Source organism: Pseudomonas sp. DP-17, from assembly GCF_022380625.1.
GTDB classification, from domain to species: domain Bacteria; phylum Pseudomonadota; class Gammaproteobacteria; order Pseudomonadales; family Pseudomonadaceae; genus Pseudomonas; species Pseudomonas nitroreducens_A.
The window spans coordinates 230924-253322 of the sequence record NZ_JAKSXG010000012.1; the positions used below are offsets into that span (position 1 = coordinate 230924).

Consider the following 22399-nt stretch of genomic DNA (forward strand, 5'->3'; position numbering starts at 1 on the left):
GCCGGATTTCGGCGCTACTTCCAACAAATTTCACAATAACTTCAGGCAACGCGCCAAGGCGCCGGTAGCCAAAGGGACGTATCATCCCCTAACCGGCGCCTGAGCTCCAGAGGCAGAATGTATCGAACCGCGTTTCAATCCTGAGACAGCGATTCTACCAGCAAGGCATCCACTCGCTGGAAACCACGCGGCAGTTTATTACCTCGGCGGCCCCTTTCGCCCTTGTAGTGCTCCAGGTCGTCGCCCTTGAGGGAGAGCGTGCGCTTGCCTGCCTGCAGTACCAGGGTCGCGCCCGACGGCAGAACCGCCAGGTCGGTCAGGTACTCTTCGCGGCTCGCCACGCGCTCGCCCGGCACGCTGATGATCTTGTTGCCCTTGCCCTTGGCCAGTTGCGGCAGGTCGGAGACCTTGAACAACAGCAGGCGGCCTTCGGTAGTGACTGCGGCGATCCAGTCCTGTTCCAAATCATTTACCGGCCGCGGCGCCATCACTTGCGCGCCGCTGGGCAGGCTGAGCAGCGCCTTGCCGGCCTTGTTCTTGGCCTGCATGTCCTCGCCCTTGGCGACGAAGCCATAACCGGCATCCGAGGCCAGCACATACAGGGCATTATCCTCCGGCAGCAGCACACGGTCGAAGGACGCGCCCGGCGGCGGCGTCAGGCGACCGGTCAGCGGTTCGCCCTGGCCACGGGCAGAGGGCAGGCTGTGGGCCGCCAGCGAGTAGCTGCGCCCCGTGGAGTCGATGAACACCGCGTACTGGTTCGAGCGCCCCGGCGCGGCCGCCTTGAAGCCGTCGCCGGCCTTGTAGGAAAGCCCGGTGGCGTCGATATCATGACCCTTGGCGCAGCGCACCCAGCCCTTCTCGGACAGCACCACGGTCACCGGCTCGGTCGGCATCAGCTCGGTTTCCGACAGGGCGCGGGCCTCGGCACGGGCGACGATGGGCGAACGGCGGTCGTCGCCGTAGGTCTCGGCGTCGGCCAGCAGTTCGTCGCGCACCAGTTTGCGCAGCTTGGCGTTGGAACCCAGGATCGCCAGCAGCTTGGCGCGCTCCTTGGCCAGTTCGTCCTGCTCGCCGCGGATCTTCATCTCTTCCAGGCGCGCCAACTGACGCAGGCGGGTGTCGAGGATGTAGTCGGCCTGCAGCTCGGAGAGCTCGAAACGCTGCATCAGGACCGGCTTGGGCTGATCCTCGGTGCGGATGATGTGAATGACTTCGTCGAGATTGAGGAAGGCGACCAGCAAGCCTTCCAACAGGTGCAGACGCTTCTCGACCTTGTCCAGGCGGAACTGCAGGCGGCGGCGCACGGTGTCGGTGCGGTAGGTCAGCCATTCGCTGAGCACCTGGCGCAGATCCTTGACCTGGGGTTTGCCGTCCAGGCCGATGACGTTCATGTTCACCCGGTACGAGCTTTCCAGGTCGGTGGTGGCGAACAAATGGGTCATCAGTTCTTCGGCATCCACGCGGTTGGAGCGCGGGATGATGACGATGCGGGTCGGGTTCTCGTGGTCCGACTCGTCGCGCAGGTCGGCCACCATCGGCAGCTTCTTGGCCTGCATCTGGCCGGCGATCTGCTCCAGCACCTTGGCCCCGGAGACCTGGTGCGGCAGCGCGGTGACCACGATGTCGCCGTCCTCGACGCGGTACACGGCGCGCATGCGCACCGAGCCGCGGCCGGTTTCGTAGATCTTCTGCAGGTCGGCGCGCGGGGTGATGATTTCCGCCTCGGTGGGGAAATCCGGGCCCGGTACGTGTTCGATCAGGTCGGCGACGGTGGCCTGCGGCTCGTCCAGCAGACGGATGCACGCAGCAGCCACTTCGCGCAGGTTGTGCGGCGGAATGTCGGTGGCCATGCCCACGGCGATACCGGTGGTGCCGTTGAGCAGCAGGTTGGGCAGGCGCGCCGGCAGCACGGCCGGCTCTTCCATCGTGCCGTCGAAGTTCGGCACCCAGTCCGCGGTGCCCTGGCCCAGCTCGGAGAGCAGGGTCTCGGCATAGCGCGACAGGCGGGCCTCGGTGTAACGCATGGCGGCGAAGGACTTGGGATCGTCCGGCGCCCCCCAGTTACCCTGGCCATCCACCAGCGGGTAGCGGTAGGAGAACGGCTGCGCCATCAGCACCATGGCTTCGTAGCACGCCGAGTCGCCGTGGGGGTGGTATTTACCCAGCACGTCGCCGACGGTACGCGCCGATTTCTTGTGCTTGGCGTCCGCGTCCAGGCCCAGTTCGCTCATGGCATAGACGATGCGCCGTTGCACAGGCTTGAGACCGTCGCCGATATGCGGCAGCGCACGGTCCATGATCACGTACATGGAGTAGTTCAGGTAAGCCTGTTCGGTGAAGTCGGCCAGTGACCGGCGCTCCACGCCCTCCAGACTCAGATCGAGGGTTTCGCTCATGCGTGCCTCACGGTTTGGATCGCTGGCGCAGCACCAGGGTGCCGTCCTGCTGGGTGAAATCGAGTTGTCTGAGTGCGCTCATGCCGAGCAGCACCTCGTCGCCTTCCATGCCCGGCGCGATCAGCGCCGGCACATCGGTCAGGCGGATGTCGCCAAGCTGCAGGCTGGGCAGGCGCGTGCGCCAGCCCTGGCTGCGGCCGTTGGCGGTGTCCAGGGTCACCGGCAAGCCACGCGGCAGGCCGAGGCGGTCGGCCAGGCGCTGCGGCAGGGCCACCTGGGTGGCGCCGGTGTCGAGCATGAAGGTCACCGCCTCGCCATTGATCCGGCCATCCGCCACATAGTGGCCGGAGCGATTGCCCACCAGCCGCACTTCCACTTGGCCACTGGCATGGGTCGACTGCGGCTGCGGGTTGGGGTTGTGCTGGCGGGTTTCCCAGGCGCCGAAATAGCGGGTGGCCAGCAGAATGCCCGCGCCCCAGGCGAGGAACATCATGATCTTGCCGATCCGCTTGCCCGGCACCGCGTCGTTCATTTGCCACCGAGCCAGCCGCCGGCCGGTGCTGCGAAGCGCAGCACGTAGGGACGACTATCGCCGTCGGCGCGGGCGTGCTCGCCGTTGTCCAGGCCGATCCAGGCGCCCGCATCGTCGAGGATCAGCGCCTCGGCCACGCCATAGGGCAGGTCATAGCGCCGCTCCGGTGCCAGCGCGCCTGCGGCGAAGGACCAGCACTGTTCCTGCACGCCGGTCTTCGCATCGCGGCGGCAGATCTGGTGCGCGAGGCGCTCCAGGGTGAACAGCCTGTCCTTGTACAGCGCGAGGTCGGAGAAATCGATCGGCAGCGCGCGCTCGGCGCCCAGCTCAGGCGGCGGCAGCGCGGTGCCGCCTTCGCTGAGCATCACGCAGTTGCCCTCGCATTTCCAGGTGCCATTCTCGTTGTGCACCTTGAGCAGGCCACGGCGCTGGCGCTCGGCGGCCAGCCACAGCTGCTTGCCGTCGGCGCTGACGGCGACGCCTTCGTAGAGCGCGTTGAACTCCATCAGCAGGCCACTGGCACGGGCCTGGCGCAGCAGGCTCTGCGGCAGCGGCAGCCAGCTCGGCTCGCCAACGGCGGGCAACAGCAGGACGGCGGCATAGCCCTCGCTGACCACATAGCGGTTGCCCGCCTGGTCGCAGCTGATACTTTCGAAATCCATGGCGCCGCCACGCAGCAGGCCGCCTATGCTGACCCGCGCGCGCGTGCCCCACGACAAACCGCTTTCCGGCGTGCCCGGCACCACGAAGGGCTCGGCGGTAGCCTGCCAGGCCTTGCCCGGCGTCTCGTCGATGAGCAGGCGGTAGATGCGGTCGTCGTCACGGTCGGACACCGTCCACATCTCGCTGCCGCACAACGCCAATCCGGAGAGATTGCCGCTGGGCATGCCTTCCACCGGATGTTCCGCGACGAACTGCAACGACGCCGGCGCCATGGGCGCGGCGAGCGACGCGGCAGCCTTGGGAGCCTGCTCGGGTGCCTGGGCGGCGACGGCAAGTCCCGCGCAAAGCCCCGTGATCAGCCAGGAGCAGGCCAGCAATCCGCGCATCAGGCGATGTCCGCCAGGTTGCCCTTGGTTTCCAGCCAGGACTTGCGGTCGCCGGCGCGTTTCTTGGCCAGCAGCATGTCCATCATTTCCACGGTGCCGTCGGTGTCTTCCAGGGTCAGCTGGACCAGGCGGCGGGTGTTCGGGTCCATGGTGGTTTCGCGCAGCTGCGGCGGGTTCATCTCGCCCAGGCCCTTGAATCGGGTGACCTGCGGCTTGCCCCGGCGCTTCTCGGCGGCCAGGCGATCGAGGATTCCGTCGCGTTCGGCTTCGTCCAGGGCGTAGAAGACTTCCTTGCCCAGGTCGATACGGAACAGCGGCGGCATGGCGACGTAGACGTGGCCGGCTTCCACCAGCGGGCGGAAGTGGCGGACGAACAATGCACAGAGCAGGGTGGCGATGTGCAGGCCGTCGGAGTCGGCGTCGGCGAGGATGCAGATCTTGCCGTAGCGCAGCTGGGTCAGGTCGGCGGCCCCCGGGTCGACGCCGATGGCCACGGCGATATCGTGGACTTCCTGGCTGGCGAGCACTTCGCCGCCGTCCACTTCCCAGGTGTTCAGGATCTTCCCGCGCAGCGGCATGATCGCCTGGAATTCCTTGTCCCGCGCCTGCTTGGCCGAGCCGCCGGCGGAGTCACCCTCCACCAGGAACAGCTCGGCGCGCATCGGGTCCTGCCCGGCGCAGTCGGCCAGTTTGCCGGGCAATGCCGGGCCCTGGGTGATCTTCTTGCGCTCGACCTTCTTGCCCGCCTTGAGGCGCCGGCCGGCGTTGCTGATGGCCAGTTCAGCCAGTTGCAGGCCCAGCTCGGGGTGGGCGTTGAGCCACAGGCTGAAGGCATCCTTGACCACGCCGGAGACGAACGCGGCGGCTTCGCGGGAGGACAGGCGCTCCTTGGTCTGGCCGGAGAACTGCGGCTCCTGCATCTTCATCGAGAGGACGAAGGCGATGCGCTCCCAGACGTCTTCCGGGGCCAGCTTCACGCCGCGCGGCAGCAGGTTGCGGAATTCGCAGAACTCGCGCATCGCGTCCAGCAGGCCCTGGCGCAGGCCGTTGACGTGGGTGCCGCCCTGGGCGGTGGGGATCAGGTTGACGTAGCTTTCCTGCAGCGATTCGCCGCCCTCGGGCAGCCACAGCAGGGCCCAGTCCACGGCTTCCTTGTTGCCGGCCAGCGCGCCGCAGAACGGCTCGTCAGGCAGGCGCAGGTTCTCGGACACCGAGTCGACCAGGTAGGAGCGCAGGCCGTCCTCGTAGTGCCACTCGATGCGCTCGCCGCTGGACTTGTCCTCGAAGGTCACCAGCAGGCCCGGGCACAGTACGGCCTTCGCCTTGAGCACGTGCTTGAGGCGGCTGACGGAGAACTTGTGCGAGTCGAAGTACTTGGCGTCCGGCCAGAAATGCACGCTGGTGCCGGTGTTGCGCTTGCCGACGGTGCCGATCACTTCCAGGTCGCTGGACTTGAAGCCGTCGGCGAAGGTCATGCGGTATTCGTTGCCGTCACGCTTGACGCGCACCTCGACCAGGGTCGACAGCGCGTTCACCACCGAGATGCCTACACCGTGCAGGCCACCGGAGAACTGATAGTTCTTGTTGGAGAACTTGCCGCCGGCGTGCAGCTTGGTGAGGATCAGTTCGACGCCGGGCACGCCCTCTTCGGGGTGGATGTCCACCGGCATGCCGCGGCCGTCGTCGATCACTTCCAGCGAGTTGTCCTCGTGGAGGATCACCTGCACGCTCTTGGCGTGGCCGGCAAGGGCTTCGTCGACGCTGTTGTCGATGACTTCCTGGGCCAGGTGGTTGGGCCGGGTGGTGTCGGTGTACATGCCCGGGCGCTTGCGCACCGGGTCGAGGCCGGAGAGAACCTCGATGGCGTCTGCGTTATAGGCGTTCTGCTGGGCCATGGGGTTCCTGCTTAATCAGTCGAAGAGGTGATGGCTTCAAATTCGGAGAAATCCACGTCGCGCCACTGGCTGGACGGCACGCCGGCGAAAGCCAGCAGCGCCGGCAGATGGCTGACGAAGCGCTGGAAGCCGTGGTCGCCGCCGGACTCGATGCGCAGCGCCCCGGCCCGGTAGTAACGCTCGGCCGCACGGTAGTCGAGAGTCTCGTCGGCGGTCTGCAGCCATACCTGATAGCGCGCGCCATCGATGGGTGCGGGGACTTCGAGTTCCGCCAGCGCGGCGACGTGGTCCAGGGTCAGCTCCCAGGTCTCGCCGCTGTAATAGTTGGTCTGAGGGCCGAGCTGGCCGTCGAACAGCCGGTGCGGGGCCACGGCCGGGTTGATCAGCACCGCCTTCAGGCCATGGCGCTCAGCCAGGTAAGTCGAGTAGTAGCCGCCCAGGGAGCTGCCGATCAGCAGCGGCTGGCCCAGTTCGGCGACGGCGGACTCCAACTGCGCCATGGCTTTGCGCGGATGGTGATGCAGCGCGGGCACGCGCACCTGATCGGCCAGGCCCAGGCGCTCCATGGCGGCCATGAACTGGCGCGCCTTGTGCGAGCCGGGCGAACCGTTGAATCCGTGGATATAGAGGAATGCGGTCATGGGCCGGGAGGCTACAAGCTGCAAGTGGCATGCCGCAAGTGGGTCAGCGTCGCAAGGCGTTCTAAGCGTGACCGATCAATAGCCCTTGATGCTGTAGTCGACTTCGAACGCGATGTCGGTCACCCGCGAAACGCCGGTTTCCACTCCCCCGTCGGGCAGCAGGCGCAACCACCGGTAGCCAGGCGCGGGGCTGTCGACGCAGAAGTCCTCGCTGCCCGGTGTGAACTGCACGCAGGTCGAGGGCGAGGCCAGCAGGCGCACGTCACCGCGCAGGCGGTCGATTTCCTGGTGCACGTGCCCCCAGAGCAGGCAGCGTACGTTCGGGTAGCGGTCGAGCACGGCGAACAACCGCTCCGGGTTGTAGATGCCAATACGGTCCATCCACTGGCTGCCGATAGGCACCGGATGGTGGTGGAAGCTGATCAGCAGGTGCTTGTCCGGCGCGGCCTGAATGGCGCGCTCCAGCAACTGGATCTGTTCGATGCTCATCTGCCCCGGCACCGCGCCGGGGATGGTGGAATCCAGCAGGATCACGCGCCAGGCGCCCAGGTCGATCACCGGGTCGAGCAGGTCGGTACCGGCGGCGACTTCGCGCATGGGCTGCATTTCGTCGTGATTGCCGGGAAACCAGCGGATGGGCGCGGAAATCGGCGCGGTGATGGCGCGAAAGCGCTGGTACGACTCCACCGAGCCATCCTGGGAGAGATCACCCGTGGCCAGCACCAGGTCGATCGCCGGCTGCTCCTCGCCGACCAGGCGCACGACCTGCGTCAGGCTATCGGCGGTGTCCATGCCCAGCAGCCGGCCGTTCTCTTGCGCGAACAGGTGGCTGTCGGAAAGCTGGACGACCAGGACGGAATCGGAAGCGGTGGGCTGGGTGGGCAAAACGCCTTCTCCTGTGAGGCGGGCGTGCGGGAATTCGTGACGAAGTATGGTGACAGGCGCCCCCCTGAGCAAACCGGGAAAGCGTCACAGATCACAGTTAGGGACACGAGTCTGCGATGGGCGGGCAGAATATCACGCGCCGCCATGCCATTTGGCCATCATCGAGATATCAGCGTTGCAGCACCGGCTCGAGTTCGTGGCCGCAGGACAGGCAGTGGCTCAGCCATTCGCCGAGGAACTGGTTGAGCTGGTTCTTCTCGTCCGGCTGGTGCATCGCCTGGTTCGGGTAGGGATAGATCGCCAGCAGGCGGCGCGCCTGCTCGGCGCCGACCACTTCGGCCATGCGCGCGTCGTGGTACACCCGCACTTCCAGCTTGGGCGCCGGCAGCCAGGGCAGGCCCAGTTCCTGGCGCACCTGCAGTACGGTGGTGTACGGACAGGCTTCGATCACATCCAGCGCCAGCACGCCGAGCAGCCGCTCGCCTTCGCTGAGCGCCACACGGCGTGAGACCTGGGCCTCGCGCATTTCCGGCAACAGGCGCATCAGGCGCAAGTAGTTCGCCTCGCAGGTCGCCTGCAACCCCGCCAGGTCGACGCGATAGCGCTCGCGCAGCAGATTCACACCCATAACCCCCTTACCTCGGCGCGGTTCAGCGCCAGCCATTGCAGGGCGAGCATGCTCGCCGCGTTATTGATGCGGCCGTCACGCACGGCCTGCAGTGCTTCCTCGAAAGGCAAGACATGGACGCGGATGTCCTCGCCCTCTTCTTCGAGGCCATGGATACCCGAGGCATTGCTGCTGTCGCAGCGGCCGACGAACAGGTGGACCAGTTCGTTGCTGCCGCCGGGCGATGGCAGGTACTGCGCAATCGGCCAGAGCGCGCCGAGGGTCAGGCCGGCTTCCTCCACCGCTTCGCGGCGGGCGACCTCCTCGGGCTCCTCGTCCTTGTCGATCAGCCCGGCCACCAGTTCCATCAGCCAGGGATTGACCCCGGCGTCCATGGCGCCGACTCGGAACTGCTCGATCAGCACCACTTCATCGCGCTGTGGATCGTAAGGCAGTACGCACACGGCATCGTGGCGCACGAACAGCTCGCGCTTGAGCACCGGTCCCATGCCGCCGGCAAACTGGCGGTGGCGCAGGTGCAGGCGGTCGACCTTGTAGAAGCCCTTGAAGCACTGTTCGCGCTTCTGGATCTCGATGTCCTGGGGGCCTGGCTTGAACGTTTCCGACATCCCGTTCCTACTCCCGTTCCTACTGACTGTACGTTGAACTTCGCGCCATCCTATCGCGCCACCGAGGCTCACGCAGCCTCTTTTGCCAGCAGGCGAATGGCCAGATGGCCTGTGACCGCCGCACGCAGCCGTGGTTCGCAAAGTGGTTCATAATCCACCGCCGAACCGGCAGCGCCAGTGGCGGTCGAACCACTCCATTGCCGGCGAATGTCCACGACAAGGAATCCCATGCGACTTCTGAAACTAGCAGCCCTTTGCGGCATCAGCCTGTTACTGGGGGCATGCCAGGGTCTGTTCAAGCCCGCGCTCGACGAACCGCTGACCGCGCAACACACCGCCTTCGAACACGCCAAGCCGGATTGCCAGGGCGATCAATGCCCGCTGTTCAATCTCGACACTGTCAGCTTCGACGACGAACCGGCGCTCAACGAAGCGATCAACAGGCAGCTGCTGCAACTGGCCCGCGAAGGCGACGGCACGATCCCCGCGAACCTGGATGTCTACGAGAAGCGCTTCCTCGATTCGGCCCAGCCGGGCTGGAGCAGTTACCTGCAGGCCAAGATCCGCGAACAGCATGACGGTCTGGTGATCATCGAGTTGTCCAGCTATCGCTTCACCGGCGGCGAGTACGGCCAGCCCGGCCGCGCGTTCATCAATTATGATCGACGCCTCCACAAAGTGCTCAGCCTGCAGGACATTCTCCTGCCCGGCCAGGAGGACAACTTCTGGAAGGTGGCGCGCATGGCGCACCAGGCGTGGATTCTGCAGAACAAGCTGGACGAGCAGGACCCGAACTTCTCGAAGGACTGGCCGTTCCAGCCGACCGAGCACTTCGCCCTCACCTACGGCGCCATGACGCTCAAGTACGACATCGACCGCATCGCCCCGCACTCGGTCGGACACCCGGAGCTGAAGATTCCGTATCCGCGCCTGAACGGCATCGTGAAGACCTATTACTTCCCGGGGCGCGGTACGCAGTAGATCAGCACTGGAGTTGCCGGCGAATCATCGCGGACGGAGTCCGCTCCTACGCCAGATTTCAGCATGTGCGTAGGAGCGGGCTTCATCCGCGATTGCCTGCCCCGTTTGGCGCAGGGCCCGCATCAGGCCGAAGCCGGCACCTTCGCCCCACCCCACCCCAGCAGCAGCTGCAGCACACCCGCCACCACCAGCGCCGGCAGGGTCGCGCCCAGGTCCGGCTGGTAATTCGCCAGCAGGTGATAGACCACCACGCCACCGGCCCAGGCCAACAGCGAGCCCCAGCGCAGGCCGTGAGGAATAGCAGCCGGCGCGCGGCGGCGCAGGACGAAATGGTCCACCAGCACCACGCCGAACAGCGGGGCGAATACCGAGCCGATCAGCAGCAGGAAGTTCTGGTACTGCGCCAGCGGCGCGAACCAGGCGATCAGGGTGCAGATCACGCCGATGGCCAGCGCCAGGTGCTCGACCTTGAGCGGCAGCAGGATGCCGCTGGACACCGCCGCCGAGTGGATGTCGGCGAAGGCCTTCTCCGATTCGTCCAGCAGGATCAGCAGCAGCGGGATGCCCATGCCGGCGCCGGCCAGTGCCAGCAGCAGCGCGTTGGCGTCGCTGCCCTCGGCGAAGGCCAGGGTGTAGGCCACGCCCAGGCCCATCAGCCAGAAGCAGCCGATGAAGAAGCCCAGCGCGGCGCCGCCGAAGGTGTGCCCGGCGCGCTTGCCGAAGCGCGAGTAATCGGCAATCAGCGGCAACCAGGACAGCGGCATGGCGATGGCGATGTCGAAGCCCACGGCGAACGGCATCGAACCGTCGCCAGCCTTGGCCCAGAGCGCGGCCAGGTCGGCGCGCTGGAACAGGTCGAAGGTCAGCCAGATACAGGCGGCGATCAGCAGCCAGATACCCCAGCGGCGCAGCACGCGGCGAACGAAGGCGAGCGGCCCGCTGACTGCCAGCAGGGTCGCCAGGGCGCCGAACACCAGGGTCCAGAGTGCCGGGCTGGTCCAGCCGCTGCCGTCGCCAAGGGCACGGCCCGCCAGCAGGCTGGCGGCATCGCGCATGACGATGATCTCGAAGGCGCCCCAGCCCACCAGTTGCAGCAGGTTGAGCAGCGCCGGCAGCGCCGCGCCGTGGCTACCCAGGCTCAGCTTGAGCGAGGCCATGGCGGCCAGGCCCGTGTCGGTGCCGATCACCCCGGCGCTGGCCAGCAGCAGCACGCCGACCAGCGTACCGAGCAGGATCGCGCCCAGAGCGCCGGCCAGGCCCAGGCCAGGCGCCAGCAGCGCGCCGGTCTGCAGCACCATCAGGCCGATGCCGAGGGAGAACCAGAGGGAAAACACGTCGCGCAGGCCCAGCACACGCTGGGCGCTATCGACGGCGACGGTGGGGGAATAATTGGTGGCGGTGGTGGTCACGATGCGTGCAGGGCTCAGTATTGGAATAGGTTTTGTTTCTGCTTTGGTTTTTGCAGGAGCGGATTCATCCGCGATGCTCTCGTGCAGTCGGATGCCAATCGCGGATGAAGTCCGCTCCTATGGGCGCTACCCGGTCACACCTGCTTGTAGATCACCGAGCCTTCTTCCTTGAAGCGCGCGGACTGCTGCTGGAACCCGGCCTCGATGGCTTTCTGCTCATCGGTGAGGCCGTTCTCCTTGGCGTAGTCGCGGACTTCCTGGGTGATCTTCATGGAGCAGAACTTCGGCCCGCACATGGAGCAGAAGTGCGCGACCTTGGCCGAGTCCTTGGGCAGCGTCTCGTCGTGGAAGGCGCGGGCGGTGTCCGGGTCCAGGCCGAGGTTGAACTGGTCTTCCCAGCGGAACTCGAAGCGCGCCTTGGACAGCGCGTTGTCGCGGATCTGCGCGCCCGGATGGCCCTTGGCAAGATCGGCGGCGTGCGCCGCGATCTTGTAGGTGATGATCCCGGTCTTCACGTCATCCTTGTTCGGCAGGCCCAGGTGTTCCTTGGGCGTGACGTAGCAGAGCATGGCACAGCCGTACCAGCCGATCATCGCCGCGCCGATGCCGGAGGTGATGTGGTCGTAGCCCGGCGCGATGTCGGTGGTCAGGGGCCCGAGGGTGTAGAACGGCGCCTCGTCGCAGCACTCCAGCTGCTTCTCCATGTTTTCCTTGATCAGGTGCATCGGTACGTGGCCGGGGCCTTCGATCAGTACCTGGACGTCATGCTTCCAGGCGATGCGGGTCAGCTCGCCAAGGGTCTCCAGTTCGCCGAACTGCGCGGCGTCGTTGGCGTCGGCCACCGAGCCCGGACGCAGGCCATCGCCCAGCGAGAAGCTGACGTCGTAGGCCTTCATGATTTCGCAGATCTCTTCGAAATGCGTATAGAGGAAGTTTTCCTGGTGATGGGCCAGGCACCACTTGGCCATGATCGAGCCGCCGCGGGAAACGATGCCGGTGACGCGCTTGGCGGTCAGCGGCACGTAGCGCAGCAGCACGCCGGCGTGGATGGTGAAGTAGTCCACGCCCTGCTCGGCCTGTTCGATCAGGGTGTCGCGGAAGATTTCCCAGGTCAGGTCCTCGGCGATGCCATTGACCTTCTCCAGCGCCTGGTAGATCGGCACGGTGCCGATGGGCACCGGGCTGTTGCGCAGGATCCACTCGCGGGTCTCGTGGATGTGCTTGCCGGTGGACAGGTCCATCACCGTGTCGGCGCCCCAGCGGATGCCCCAGGTGAGCTTTTCCACTTCTTCCTCGATGGAGGAACCCAGCGCGCTGTTGCCGATGTTGCCGTTGATCTTCACCAGGAAGTTGCGGCCGATGATCATCGGTTCCAGTTCGGTGTGGTTGATGTTCGCCGGGATGATCGCACGGCCGCGGGCCACTTCCTCGCGGACGAACTCGGGGGTGATTTCCTTCGGGATGCTGGCGCCGAAGCTTTGGCCCGGATGCTGGGCATCGAGCAGGCCGGCGGCGCGGGCTTCCTGCAGCTTCATGTTCTCGCGGATGGCGATGTATTCCATCTCCGGTGTGATGATGCCCTGGCGCGCGTAGTGCATCTGCGTGACGTTCTTGCCAGCCTTGGCGCGGCGCGGGGTGCGCACGTGGGCGAAGCGCAGCGCGTCGAGGCTGGCGTCGGCCAGGCGCGACTGGCCGAATTCGGAAGTCAGGCCGGGGAGGATTTCGGTATCGCCGCGCTCGTCGATCCAGCGCGAGCGCACGTCCGGCAGGCCCTTGCGCAGGTCGATGCGCACGTCCGGGTCGGTGTAGGGGCCGGAGGTGTCGTAGACCATCACCGGGGCGTTCTTCTCCCCGCCGAAGGCGGTGGGGGTATCGGCGAGGGAGATTTCCCGCACGGGCACACGGATGTCCGGGCGCGAGCCGGTCAGGTAGACCTTTTTCGAATTCGGGAAAGGCTGGGTCGACTGGCGATCCAGCTGTTCAAGGCGGGTGACGTTGTTTTTCTGGGTGCTCATCCTGGCTCTCCTGGGGTGATTGCCGGGGAGAACCTGGGGCGAAAGGAGCTGCTTGCCGCAGCGAAGGGACGCACCCCGGAATGGGCTGGGGCCGGGGCGGAATGCGCCGCGGGGTGCGTACTTCTTGTTCCCTACGCGGGTGCTAACCCGATCAGGTTCAACGGGATCCGGAACTATCCGATCTCAGCCCCTCGCAATGGGGCACCCCGACAAGAACGACCGCAGTCTAATCAAGTGCGCGCGGATTAGCCAACGCCGTCCGGCCGAAACGCGCAATTGCCTACACACAACTACACTCCTGCCTCGGAAGGCTCGTACGAACGTGCCTTGACCGCCATCGGCGGCAACCGTAGCCTTGCTCCACCTCGCATCACTTTCCAGGATGAACGAATGCTGCGCAGACTCTCTCTGGCTGTCGCTGTAGCCGCAACGACAGGCTTTGCCTGGGCTGCCCAGCCCGCTCCGGCCGCTCCAATGCTGCCCTCCAAGACGGACCTTATCAGCGTCTATAAAGATGCCGTCGACAACAACGCCGACCTCGCCGCCGCCCAGGCCGACTTCCTGGCGCGCAAGGAAGCCGTGCCCCAGGCACGTTCCGGCCTGCTGCCGCAGATCAATGCGGGCGCCAGCACGGGGCAGACCCGCACCGCGCTGGACGAGCCCAGTGCAACGCTGAACCGCAACAGCCAGTTGGTCCAGGCGAGCCTGAGCCAGCCGCTGTTCCGCGCGGACCGCTGGTTCCAGCTCAAGGCCGCGGAAAACACCACCGAACAGGCCCAGCTGGAATTCTCCGCAACCCAGCAGCAGCTGATCCTGCAGACCGCCCAGACCTACTTCGGCGTATTGCGCGCCCAGGACAACCTGGCCGCCAGCAAGGCCGAGGAAGCGGCGTTCAAGCGCCAGCTCGACCAGTCCAACGAACGCTTCGACGTCGGCCTCTCCGACAAGACCGACGTGCTCGAATCCCAGGCCAGCTACGACACCGCGCGGGCCAACCGCCTGGTGGCCGAGCAGCAGGTGGATGACGCCTTCCAGGCCCTGGTGACCCTGACCAACCGCGAGTACAGCTCCATCGAGGGCATCCTCCACTCGCTGCCGGTGGTGGCGCCGGTGCCCAACGATGCCAAGGCCTGGGTGGATACCTCGGTCCAGCAGAACCTGCGCCTGCAGGCCAGCAACTACGCGGTCGACGCCGCCGAAGAGACCCTGCGCCAGCGCAAGGCCGGCCACCTGCCGACCGTGGACGCCGTGGCCCAGTACCAGAAGGGCGACAACGATGCCCTGGGCTTCGCCAACACCGGGCAGCCGGGCGAGCCGCACTACGGCAAGTACGTCGACCAGACCAGCATCGGCCTGCAGCTGAACGTACCGATCTACAGCGGCGGCCTGACCAGCTCCCAGGTCCGTGAGGCCTACCAGCGCCTGAACCAGAGCGAGCAGCTGCGCGAAAGCCAGCGCCGCCAGGTGGTGCAGGACGCCCGCAACCAGCACCGCGCGGTGAACACCGACGTCGAACAGGTGAAGGCGCGTCGCCAGGCGATCATCTCCAACCAGAGCTCGCTGGAAGCCACCGAGATCGGTTACCAGGTGGGTACCCGCAACATCGTCGACGTACTGGACGCCCAGCGTTCGCTGTACAACTCGGTGCGCGACTACAACAACACCCGCTACGATTACATCCTCGACAACCTGAGCCTCAAGCAGACCGCCGGCACCCTCGCGCCGAGCGACCTGGAGGCACTGGGCGCCTACCTGAAGCCGGACTACAACCCGGACAAGGACTTCCTGCCGCCGGACCTGGCCAAGGCCGCCGAGGCGCAGCTCAAGTCCAAGCCCCAGTACTGATCCGGCCCCATGAAAAAGCCCCGCGATGCGGGGCTTTTTCTTTGGCCGATCATCACGCCGATAGCACAGCGTAAAGCGAACCCGATCGCGGACGGAGTCCGCTCCTACACGAACCTTATCCCGCGCGTAGGAGCGGACTCTGTCCGCGATCGGTCGAGCCGTGCGCCCCCCGACCAATGGAGCGCCGAATGGTCAATCGCGGTAACCGGGCGATACCCGGTCCAGCATGCGCAGCAGCGCACTCCACGCCAGGTCGTAGCCATCCGGGTCGCTCAACTCGCCTTCCGCCAGCGGCCGCGCCGGGGCGTTGAATTGTTGCTCGGTATGGCGGCACACCTCCTCCGGCGGGATCACCAGCTCGCCGCCCGCCTGGGCCGCCAGCTGGATGTCACAGGCCTTCTCCAGGTAGTACATGCGCAGGAAAGCCTGCTGCACCGTCTGCCCCACCGTCAGCAGGCCGTGGTTGCGCAGCATCAGGCCGAAGTGGTCGCCCAGGTCGCGTACCAGGCGCTCCTGCTCGTCCATCGACAGGGCGATGCCTTCGTAATCGTGGTAGCCGATGCGCCCGTAGAACTCCAGGGATATCTGGTTCAGCGGCAGCAGCCCGCAGGCCTGCGCCGCCACCGCGCAGCCGGCGCGGGTATGGGTGTGCAGTACGCACTGCGCGTCTTCGCGGGCGCCGTGGATGGCGCTGTGGATCACGAAGCCGGCCGGGTTGACCTTGTAGGGCGACGGCTCCACGGCGCGGCCGCTGAGGTCGATCTTCACCAGGCTGGAGGCGGTGATCTCGTCGAACATCAGGCCATAGGGATTGATCAGGAAGTGGTGCTCGGGACCGGGGATGCGCACCGAGATGTGGGTGAAGATCAGGTCGGTCATGCGGTAGTGCGCAATCAGGCGGTAGCAGGCCGCCAGCTCCTCGCGCAGCTTCCATTCCTCGGGCGAACAGGTGGCGCGGCTGGGCGCCTGCAGCGACGTCATGGTGCACTTCTCCTCAAGGCTGGAAGACGCCGAGGCACAGGCCCCGGCGTCAGGGTCAGGTTCTGGTCATTGGGCCGCCCAGGCATTGAAGCGCTCTTCCAGCTCCTCGCCGTGGTCGACCCAGAACTCATCGTCCATCGCCAAGCCCTGGGGCAGGTTCTGCGTGGAGGTCGGCACCCAGCCGGCCAGGTCGGACGGCAGGCGCTCGGCGGCCTGCTTGTTGGTCGGACCATACGCAATGTGCTTCACGTAGTCGACCTGGGCATCGGGCTGGTTGGCAAAGGCGATGAAGCGCTTCGCCGCATCGACGTGCTGCGAGCCCTTGATGATCGCCCAGTAGTCCATGCCATACAGGCTGCCCGGCCAGACCAGTTGCAGGTTGCGCCCGCCCTTGTAGGCATCGGCGATACGTCCGGTGTAGGTGGTGGTCATCACCACGTCACCGGCAGCCAGCCACTGCGCCGGTTGTGCGCCGGCTTCCCACCACTGCACGTAGGGCTTGATCTGGTTGAGCTTGGCGAAGGCGCGGTCGACGCCGGCCTGGGTGCCCAGTTCCTTGTAGACATCGGCGGGCTTCACGCCGTCGGCCATCAGGGCAAACTCGAGGTTGTAGATGGCGCGCTTGCGCAGCCCGCGCTTGCCGGGGAATTTCTGTACGTCCCAGAAATCCGCCCAGGACTGCGGCGCCGGCTTGAGCTTGTCGGCGTCATAGGCGATGGCCACGCCCCACACCAGGGCGGCCGAGCCGCAGTCCTTGGCGGCATTGGCGATCAGCTGGTCCTTGCCGCCGATCTGCTGCCAATCCAGCGGCACGAACAGGCCTTCGTCGCAGCCACGGGCCAGATCCGGGCCCTCGATCTGCACCACGTCCCAGTCGGCATGGCCGGTGTCGGCCATCACCTTGATGCGGGCCATTTCGCCGTTGTATTCGCTCTGGGTCACGCCGACCCCGGACTGCTGGCTGAACGGCTGGAAAAAGGCCGCATCCTGCGCCTTCTGGCCGGCGCCGCCGTAGCCGACCACCACCATGTTCTCGGCAGCCTGGGCGGCGCCGCAGCTCAGCCCGAGGGCGAGCAGCAGCGGCGAGACGGCGGTCCTGAAGAAGGAGCGTTTGTGGCAGGTGTTGCGGTGAAAAGTCATCGAGCATACCCCCAGTCATAGGTGGCCATGGGCGCAGCCGGGATGGCCGCGCACACGCTGGACGGGCGCGCCGAAACAACGTTGCAGGAAAGGCAGGGCAGAGAAATATCGATTGCCGGCGGGTGAGCCCGCCATGCGAGGGGGGACCGTACGGAACGGTTCATGCGCCTCTCCTCTTGTAGTTGTTGTGGAGCACGTCGCGGTGACCCCGGAATCGTCCGGAGCGGGATTGAAACTACTCAGTCACTTTTAAAAAAACAAGTTGATTTTTTACTTTTGGTAAATTTCCATAGGCGTAACTTAAGAGCACTTTCCGACTCAGGAGAAGCCGCCGTGTCCCAGGTCCGCCATTTCCAGCAATCCGCCCTGCAGTTCCAGCCCTACGCTGGCCAGGACATCGAAAGCGCCGCCATCTGCCGGCTGATCGGCCCGGCGGACAGCGAGACCATGGGGGCGGGCCTCGCCCGCTTCGACGGGGTCTCCATCGAGTGGACCGTGCTCTACGACGAACTGATCGTGGTACTGGAAGGAAACTTCCGCCTGCGCCTGGCCGACCAGGTGATCGACGCCAGGCCGGGCGACGTGATCTGGGTGCCCGAACGCACGCCGCTGGCCTACGAGGGTGAGAAAGCCTGCGTGTTCTACGCCCTCTACCCGGTGGACTGGCAGGCGCGCAACGCCTGAGTCTGCGCCCCGGCCGCCCGCTGCACCACAACAAGAATCCGGAGTTGCCCGATGAGCCAGTTTCCCCACCTGTTCAGCCCGCTGCACATTCGCGGCAAAGTGCTGAAGAACCGCATCATGTCCACCGGGCACGACACTTCGATGCCCACCGACAACCTGGTCAACGACCAGCTGGTGGCCTACCACAGCGCCCGCGCCAAGGGCGGAGTCGGCCTGATCGTCCTGCAGGTCGCCGGCGTGCATGACAGCGCCCGCTACACCTCCCACGTACTGATGGCCACCGATGACGAGTGCATCCCCGGCTACCGGCGCATCGCCGAAGCCTGCCACGCCGAGGGCACCGTGGTGCTGTCCCAGGTGTTCCACCCCGGCCGGGAGATCATGGAATCCAGCGACGGCCTGCTGGCCGTGGCCTACGCGCCGTCCGCCTCGCCCAACGAGCGTTTCCGGGTGATGCCGCGCGAGCTGAGCCAGGCGATGATCGACGAGATCGTCCAGGGTTATGCCGACGCCGCGCGCCGCCTGCACGCCGCCGGCATCGACGGCGTGGAAGTGGTCGCCAGCCACGGCTACCTGCCGGCACAGTTCCTCAACCCGCGCGTGAACCGCCGCAGCGACGGCTACAACGGCGACCTCGACGCCCGCCTGCGCTTCACCCGAGAAGTGATCGCCGCCGTGCGCGCCGCCACCGACGAAGACTTCATCGTCGGCCTGCGCATCTCCGCCGACGAGCGCGACCCGGAAGGCCTGACCGAAGACGAGTCGCTGCAGGCGGTGAAATCCCTGCAGAACCAGCTGGACTACGTGCACATCGTCGCCGGCACCTCGGCATCGCTGGGCGGCGCCATCCACATCGTCCCGCCGATGGCCATCGAGGCGGCCTACCTGGCCAATGAAGCCGGCACCTTCAAGCGCAACCTGGAGATCCCGCTGTTCGTCACCGGACGCATCAACCAGCCGCAGGAAGCCGAGCTGATCGTCGCCCGCGGCCAGGCCGATGTCTGCGGCATGACCCGCGCGCTGATCTGCGACCCGCAGATGCCGAGCAAAACCGAAAGTGGCCACGTCGAGGACGTGCGCGCCTGCATCGCCTGCAACCAGGCGTGCATCGGCCACTTCCACCGCGGCTACCCGATCTCCTGCATCCAGCACCCGGAAACCGGCCGCGAGCTGATCTACGCCGAACGCCAGATGGCCATCCAGCGCAAGCGCGTGCTGGTGGTCGGCGGCGGGCCGGCCGGCATGAAGGCTGCCGCCGTCGCGGCGCAGCGCGGTCATGAGGTCACCCTCTGCGAAGCCAGTGGCCAGCTCGGTGGACAGGTCAACCTCGCCCAGCTGCTGCCGCGCCGCGCCGAGTTCGGTGGCGCTTCCACCAACCTGCAGCGCGAGATGCAGCTGGCCGGCGTCGAAGTGCGCCGCAACACCCGCGTCGACCGCGCGCTGGTCGAGCAGGAGCGCCCCGACGTGGTGATCGTCGCCACCGGCGCCACGCCCTACCGCCCGCCTTACGAGGAAACCGGCGAACTGCAGGTGGTGGACGCCTGGCAGGTGCTGCGCGGCGAAGTGCAGCTGGGTCGCTCGGTGCTGGTCACCGACTGGCGCGCCGACTGGATCGCCCCCGGCATCGCCGAGCGCCTGGTGCGCGACGGCCACCAGGTGCACCTGGCGGTGAACGGCACCCACGCCGGCGAAAGCCTGCCGCTCTACGTGCGCGATCACATGGCCGGCGAACTGCACCGCCTGGGCATCACCATTACCCCCTACGCCCGCCTGTACGGCGTCGATGACAGCACCGTCTACCTGCAACACACCGCCAGCGGCGAGCCGATGCTGGTGGAAAACATCGACACCCTGGTGCTCTGCCAGGGCCACCAACCCGTGGACGAGCTGGCCGACGAGATCACCGACCTCGCCGAGGTCCGCCGCATCGGCGATTGCCTGGCGCCGCGCACGGCGGAGGAAGCGATCTACGAAGGGCTCAAGGCGGGTTGGGCGATCTGAGCCAGCTTGAACGCTGGGGAAGGATCAATCCGTCCCCGGCACCCACCAACCAGGATTGCGCTCTAGAATGGCTGCTTTGCAGCCAATCGTTGAAGCCATGAATCCAGGTCTCGCCAGACTGATCGCCGACTACCAGCGCGCCGTACGCCAGGCAGTGGCGTTGCTCGAACATTCGGCCATCAATCGCCCCGCCAGTAATCACGAATGGGCATTCCGCGACATTCCCCACCGGGGAACACTCAATGAAGGTGTGCGCTACTTCAAGCACGGCTACGGCTGCGCCGTGCACCTGCCCGAGGGAACTGTGGACTTCGATTTTGGCGCCAAGGGTGAAATCGACGGGTTCGATGTCTGGCGTCTGGCCGGCTTCGCGGAGGCTCGGCTACCCGACTATGGCTTTGCCGACGAAGACGCCCTCAAGGAGTGCATCAACCAGGAGATCGAAGCAGGATCGCTGCACTACTCCGGCTACATCCTCTACTACCTTGCGCCTCTTGAGCCGAACTGCGCGCAACGATGAATCGGCGCATTGTTTAAAATGCCCCACGACGCCACTCGCCAGGACCCCTTCGCATGAGCCGCAAAGCCCCGCAGGAAGCCCCCGCCAACGCCGAAGCGCAGTTCCTCGGCACCCGCATCCGCGGCCTGCGCAAGCGGCGCGGCATGACCCTGGCGGAGCTGGCCGAGCAGAGTGGGCTGACCGCTGGCTACATCAGCCAGCTGGAACGCAACCTGGCCTACCCGTCGATCCCGGCGCTGTTCAACATCGCCCGCAGCCTGGGCGTGACCATCCAGTGGTTCTTCGCCAGCGAAGTGCAGGTCGACCCGGCGGACGCTGGCTACGTGGTGCGGCGCAACGCCCGTACCAGCGTGCATTACGAAGACGGCATCGTCGACGAACTGCTCAGTCCGCAGCCCAGCCGCCAGCTGGAAATCCTCCACTCGCGCTTCCCGCCGGGCACCTACAGTCAACAAAGCTACAGCCACGATGGCGAGGAAGCCGGCTACCTGCTCAGCGGCACGTTCGAGCTGTGGGTGGGCGAGCGCTATTTCCTGCTCAATGAAGGTGACAGCTTCAGCTACTCCAGCCAGGAGCCGCACCGCTACGGCAACCCCGGAGAGGTGGATGCCGTGGTGCTCTGGGTGATTACGCCGCCGACGTTCTGAGGTGCTACGGGCTTTTTGTAGGAGCGAGCTTGCTCGCGAACGCTCCCCCGGCGGCTCGGGTGCCAAGCAGGTTCGCGAGCAAGCTCGCTCCTGCAGCCAGGGCACCGGGAAGCTCTGGGAGAGGGCAAACCGTCACGCCGCTCCCCAATCAATCCACGATCAACCGTCCCAGCCCATTGAGCAGCCTTTCCAGCGCACCCTGGTTGGCCTTCATCACGCCCAACCCGGCCTCCGCCATGCGATTGGCAGCCGCAGGCTCGTCCCACAACGCCGCCACGGCAACCGCCACCGAAGGCGCATCGGCCACTTCGCGCAGCGCACCGACCTCGCGCAGTTGCGCGGCGATTTCCAGGAAGTTGAACAGGTGTGGGCCGGACAGCACCGGCTTGCCCAGCGCCGCCGGTTCCAGCAGGTTGTGCCCGCCATTGGGCACCAGGCTGCCGCCGACGAAGGCGACATCGGCCAGCGCATAGAGGAACAGCAGTTCGCCCATGGTGTCGCCCAGCAGCACCTGGGTATCAGCCGTGACCTGCTCACCGCTGGAGCGGCGCCGGGTGCGGAAACCCTCGCGGGTGCACAGCTCGAACATCGGGCTGAAGCGCTCCGGGTGGCGCGGCACCAGGATCAGCAGCGCCTGCGGGTGTTTCTCCAGCAATTGGCGGTGGGCGGCGAGGATGATTTCGTCCTCCCCGGCGTGGGTGCTGGCGGCGATCCACACCGGACGCTGCTGCGCCTGCCACTGGGCGCGCAGCTCATCGGCGCGCGCCAGCAGTTCAGGGTCGATGGTCAGGTCGAACTTGATCGAGCCGGTGACGCTCACGCAGTCCGGGTGCGCGCCGAGCTGGCGGAAGCGCTCGGCCTCGGCCTCGGTCTGTACGGCGATCCAGCTCATCTCTTCCAGCATCGGCCGGGTCAGCCCGGCAAAGCGCGCATAACCGCGCGCCGAGCGCTCGGACAGCCGCGCATTGGCCAGCGCCACCGGGATGCCGCGCTTGGCACACTGGTGGATGTGGTTCGGCCACAGCTCGGTCTCCATGATCACGCCCAGCACCGGCCGCGCGCGGTCGAGAAAGCGCGACGCCGCCCAGGGCAGGTCATAGGGCAGGTAGCAGTGCTGCACCTGGTCGCCGAACATCGCGCGGATACGCTCGGAGCCTGTGGGCGTCATGCAGGTGACAGTGATCGGCAGGCCGGGATGGCGCTGCATCAGCGCGCGGATCATCGGCGCAGCGGCGATGCTTTCGCCCACCGACACCGCATGCACCCAGATGCCGCCGGGCTTGAGCGCCGGCAGGCCGAGGGCGAAGCGCTCGCCGACGCGCCGGGCATAGGCCGGCGCCTTGCGCGAACGCAGGAACAGGCGCAGCGCAACCAGCGGCAGGCCCAGGTGGAACAGCAGGGTATAGAGGGTCCGGTTCATGGCGGCGGAGAGTAGCAAATTACCCGCACGGCCCGCTGCAATTGGCGCATTAGGTGGGAGACGCGTAGGAGCGGACTACGTCCGCGATCGGCCACCCACGCCTGGGGAAATCATCGCGG

19 protein-coding genes and 1 riboswitch are annotated in these 22399 nt (G+C 66.3%); of the genes, 6 read left to right on the forward strand and 13 right to left on the reverse strand.

Going from position 1 to position 22399, the window contains the following annotated elements:
• Positions 1 to 134 precede the first annotated feature (134 nt).
• The 8 genes from parC to MJ122_RS19695 all read right to left on the reverse strand — a co-directional run bounded on the left by parC (position 135) and on the right by MJ122_RS19695 (position 8637).
• The gene (gene parC, locus MJ122_RS19660) at positions 135 to 2399 is read right to left on the reverse strand and encodes a DNA topoisomerase IV subunit A (RefSeq protein WP_088416162.1); all 2265 of its coding nucleotides are present in this window, start codon (positions 2397 to 2399) and stop codon (positions 135 to 137) included.
• A gap of 7 nt (positions 2400 to 2406) precedes the next feature.
• Positions 2407 to 2931, reverse strand: coding sequence for a TIGR02281 family clan AA aspartic protease (locus tag MJ122_RS19665; protein ID WP_017520417.1), 525 nt, complete (start codon positions 2929 to 2931; stop codon positions 2407 to 2409).
• Positions 2928 to 3980, reverse strand: coding sequence for an esterase-like activity of phytase family protein (locus tag MJ122_RS19670; protein WP_239745769.1), 1053 nt, complete (start codon positions 3978 to 3980; stop codon positions 2928 to 2930). The genes MJ122_RS19665 and MJ122_RS19670 overlap by 4 nt, the downstream gene beginning before the upstream one ends.
• Positions 3980 to 5875, reverse strand: a complete 1896-nt coding sequence (gene parE, locus MJ122_RS19675) for a DNA topoisomerase IV subunit B (protein ID WP_088416160.1) — start codon at positions 5873 to 5875, stop codon at positions 3980 to 3982. Before parE ends, MJ122_RS19670 begins: the two co-directional genes overlap by 1 nt.
• Positions 5876 to 5886: 11 nt before the next feature.
• Positions 5887 to 6516: a YqiA/YcfP family alpha/beta fold hydrolase gene (locus MJ122_RS19680; RefSeq protein ID WP_239745770.1), complete on the reverse strand. Its 630-nt coding sequence runs from the start codon at positions 6514 to 6516 to the stop codon at positions 5887 to 5889.
• Positions 6517 to 6591: 75 nt separating this feature from the next.
• Positions 6592 to 7401, reverse strand: coding sequence for a 3',5'-cyclic-AMP phosphodiesterase (gene cpdA, locus MJ122_RS19685; protein WP_017520421.1), 810 nt, complete (start codon positions 7399 to 7401; stop codon positions 6592 to 6594).
• A 169-nt stretch (positions 7402 to 7570) separates the two neighbouring features.
• A complete protein-coding gene (locus MJ122_RS19690; protein WP_045216166.1) occupies positions 7571 to 8029 on the reverse strand; it encodes a DUF1249 domain-containing protein in 459 nt (152 codons plus the stop codon).
• Positions 8020 to 8637: an NUDIX domain-containing protein gene (locus MJ122_RS19695; RefSeq protein WP_088416157.1), complete on the reverse strand. Its 618-nt coding sequence runs from the start codon at positions 8635 to 8637 to the stop codon at positions 8020 to 8022. Before MJ122_RS19695 ends, MJ122_RS19690 begins: the two co-directional genes overlap by 10 nt.
• A 228-nt stretch (positions 8638 to 8865) precedes the next feature.
• On the opposite strand from MJ122_RS19695, the gene MJ122_RS19700 reads away from it, so the two are divergent.
• Entirely contained in the window at positions 8866 to 9618 is a 753-nt protein-coding gene (locus MJ122_RS19700) for an RsiV family protein (protein WP_239745771.1), read from the forward strand.
• Between the two features lie 122 nt (positions 9619 to 9740).
• On the opposite strand, the gene cytX is transcribed toward MJ122_RS19700, so the two are convergent.
• Both cytX and thiC read right to left on the reverse strand, forming a co-directional pair.
• Complete coding sequence (gene cytX, locus MJ122_RS19705; RefSeq protein WP_239745772.1) at positions 9741 to 11027, reverse strand: putative hydroxymethylpyrimidine transporter CytX; 1287 nt, start codon at positions 11025 to 11027, stop codon at positions 9741 to 9743.
• A 134-nt stretch (positions 11028 to 11161) separates the two neighbouring features.
• Positions 11162 to 13042, reverse strand: coding sequence for a phosphomethylpyrimidine synthase ThiC (thiC, locus tag MJ122_RS19710; RefSeq protein ID WP_239745773.1), 1881 nt, complete (start codon positions 13040 to 13042; stop codon positions 11162 to 11164).
• A gap of 111 nt (positions 13043 to 13153) precedes the next feature.
• Positions 13154 to 13261: riboswitch (TPP riboswitch) on the reverse strand.
• 171 nt (positions 13262 to 13432) lie between these two features.
• Between thiC and MJ122_RS19715 the strand changes: the two genes are divergently transcribed.
• Positions 13433 to 14887, forward strand: coding sequence for a TolC family outer membrane protein (locus tag MJ122_RS19715; RefSeq protein ID WP_088416153.1), 1455 nt, complete (start codon positions 13433 to 13435; stop codon positions 14885 to 14887).
• Positions 14888 to 15079: 192 nt separating this feature from the next.
• On the opposite strand, the gene MJ122_RS19720 is transcribed toward MJ122_RS19715, so the two are convergent.
• Together MJ122_RS19720 and MJ122_RS19725 are read right to left on the reverse strand one after the other, a co-directional pair.
• Positions 15080 to 15868: a class II aldolase/adducin family protein gene (locus MJ122_RS19720; RefSeq protein ID WP_088416152.1), complete on the reverse strand. Its 789-nt coding sequence runs from the start codon at positions 15866 to 15868 to the stop codon at positions 15080 to 15082.
• 66 nt (positions 15869 to 15934) lie between these two features.
• Positions 15935 to 17008 (reverse strand): ABC transporter substrate-binding protein, encoded by a 1074-nt coding sequence (locus MJ122_RS19725; RefSeq protein WP_088416151.1) that lies wholly within the window; start codon positions 17006 to 17008, stop codon positions 15935 to 15937.
• Between the two features lie 333 nt (positions 17009 to 17341).
• Between MJ122_RS19725 and MJ122_RS19730 the strand changes: the two genes are divergently transcribed.
• The 4 genes from MJ122_RS19730 to MJ122_RS19745 all read left to right on the forward strand — a co-directional run bounded on the left by MJ122_RS19730 (position 17342) and on the right by MJ122_RS19745 (position 20860).
• Entirely contained in the window at positions 17342 to 17692 is a 351-nt protein-coding gene (locus tag MJ122_RS19730; protein WP_088416150.1) for an AraC family ligand binding domain-containing protein, read from the forward strand.
• A gap of 51 nt (positions 17693 to 17743) precedes the next feature.
• A complete protein-coding gene (locus MJ122_RS19735; RefSeq protein WP_239745774.1) occupies positions 17744 to 19693 on the forward strand; it encodes an FAD-dependent oxidoreductase in 1950 nt (649 codons plus the stop codon).
• Between the two features lie 67 nt (positions 19694 to 19760).
• Entirely contained in the window at positions 19761 to 20213 is a 453-nt protein-coding gene (locus MJ122_RS19740) for a hypothetical protein (protein WP_239745775.1), read from the forward strand.
• Positions 20214 to 20266: 53 nt separating this feature from the next.
• A complete protein-coding gene (locus tag MJ122_RS19745) occupies positions 20267 to 20860 on the forward strand; it encodes a cupin domain-containing protein (RefSeq protein ID WP_239745776.1) in 594 nt (197 codons plus the stop codon).
• 148 nt (positions 20861 to 21008) lie between these two features.
• On the opposite strand, the gene waaA is transcribed toward MJ122_RS19745, so the two are convergent.
• Entirely contained in the window at positions 21009 to 22280 is a 1272-nt protein-coding gene (waaA, locus tag MJ122_RS19750; RefSeq protein WP_239745777.1) for a lipid IV(A) 3-deoxy-D-manno-octulosonic acid transferase, read from the reverse strand.
• Between the last annotated feature and the right edge of the window lie 119 nt (positions 22281 to 22399).

What these genes read in the sequence shown, in the direction of transcription:
- MJ122_RS19735 (WP_239745774.1), top strand. Translation starts at nt 17,744, where the DNA reads ATGAGCCAGTTTCCCCACCTGTTCAGCCCGCTGCACATTCGCGGCAAA.
- MJ122_RS19680 (WP_239745770.1), bottom strand. Translation starts at nt 6,516, where the DNA reads ATGACCGCATTCCTCTATATCCACGGATTCAACGGTTCGCCCGGCTCG.
- MJ122_RS19695 (WP_088416157.1), bottom strand. Translation starts at nt 8,637, where the DNA reads ATGTCGGAAACGTTCAAGCCAGGCCCCCAGGACATCGAGATCCAGAAG.
- thiC (WP_239745773.1), bottom strand. Translation starts at nt 13,042, where the DNA reads ATGAGCACCCAGAAAAACAACGTCACCCGCCTTGAACAGCTGGATCGC.
- MJ122_RS19745 (WP_239745776.1), top strand. Translation starts at nt 20,267, where the DNA reads ATGAGCCGCAAAGCCCCGCAGGAAGCCCCCGCCAACGCCGAAGCGCAG.
- parE (WP_088416160.1), bottom strand. Translation starts at nt 5,875, where the DNA reads ATGGCCCAGCAGAACGCCTATAACGCAGACGCCATCGAGGTTCTCTCC.
- MJ122_RS19725 (WP_088416151.1), bottom strand. Translation starts at nt 17,008, where the DNA reads ATGACTTTTCACCGCAACACCTGCCACAAACGCTCCTTCTTCAGGACC.
- MJ122_RS19665 (WP_017520417.1), bottom strand. Translation starts at nt 2,931, where the DNA reads ATGAACGACGCGGTGCCGGGCAAGCGGATCGGCAAGATCATGATGTTC.
- MJ122_RS19715 (WP_088416153.1), top strand. Translation starts at nt 13,433, where the DNA reads ATGCTGCGCAGACTCTCTCTGGCTGTCGCTGTAGCCGCAACGACAGGC.
- MJ122_RS19690 (WP_045216166.1), bottom strand. Translation starts at nt 8,029, where the DNA reads ATGGGTGTGAATCTGCTGCGCGAGCGCTATCGCGTCGACCTGGCGGGG.
- MJ122_RS19720 (WP_088416152.1), bottom strand. Translation starts at nt 15,868, where the DNA reads ATGACGTCGCTGCAGGCGCCCAGCCGCGCCACCTGTTCGCCCGAGGAA.
- MJ122_RS19700 (WP_239745771.1), top strand. Translation starts at nt 8,866, where the DNA reads ATGCGACTTCTGAAACTAGCAGCCCTTTGCGGCATCAGCCTGTTACTG.
- parC (WP_088416162.1), bottom strand. Translation starts at nt 2,399, where the DNA reads ATGAGCGAAACCCTCGATCTGAGTCTGGAGGGCGTGGAGCGCCGGTCA.
- MJ122_RS19740 (WP_239745775.1), top strand. Translation starts at nt 19,761, where the DNA reads ATGGCTGCTTTGCAGCCAATCGTTGAAGCCATGAATCCAGGTCTCGCC.
- waaA (WP_239745777.1), bottom strand. Translation starts at nt 22,280, where the DNA reads ATGAACCGGACCCTCTATACCCTGCTGTTCCACCTGGGCCTGCCGCTG.
- MJ122_RS19670 (WP_239745769.1), bottom strand. Translation starts at nt 3,980, where the DNA reads ATGCGCGGATTGCTGGCCTGCTCCTGGCTGATCACGGGGCTTTGCGCG.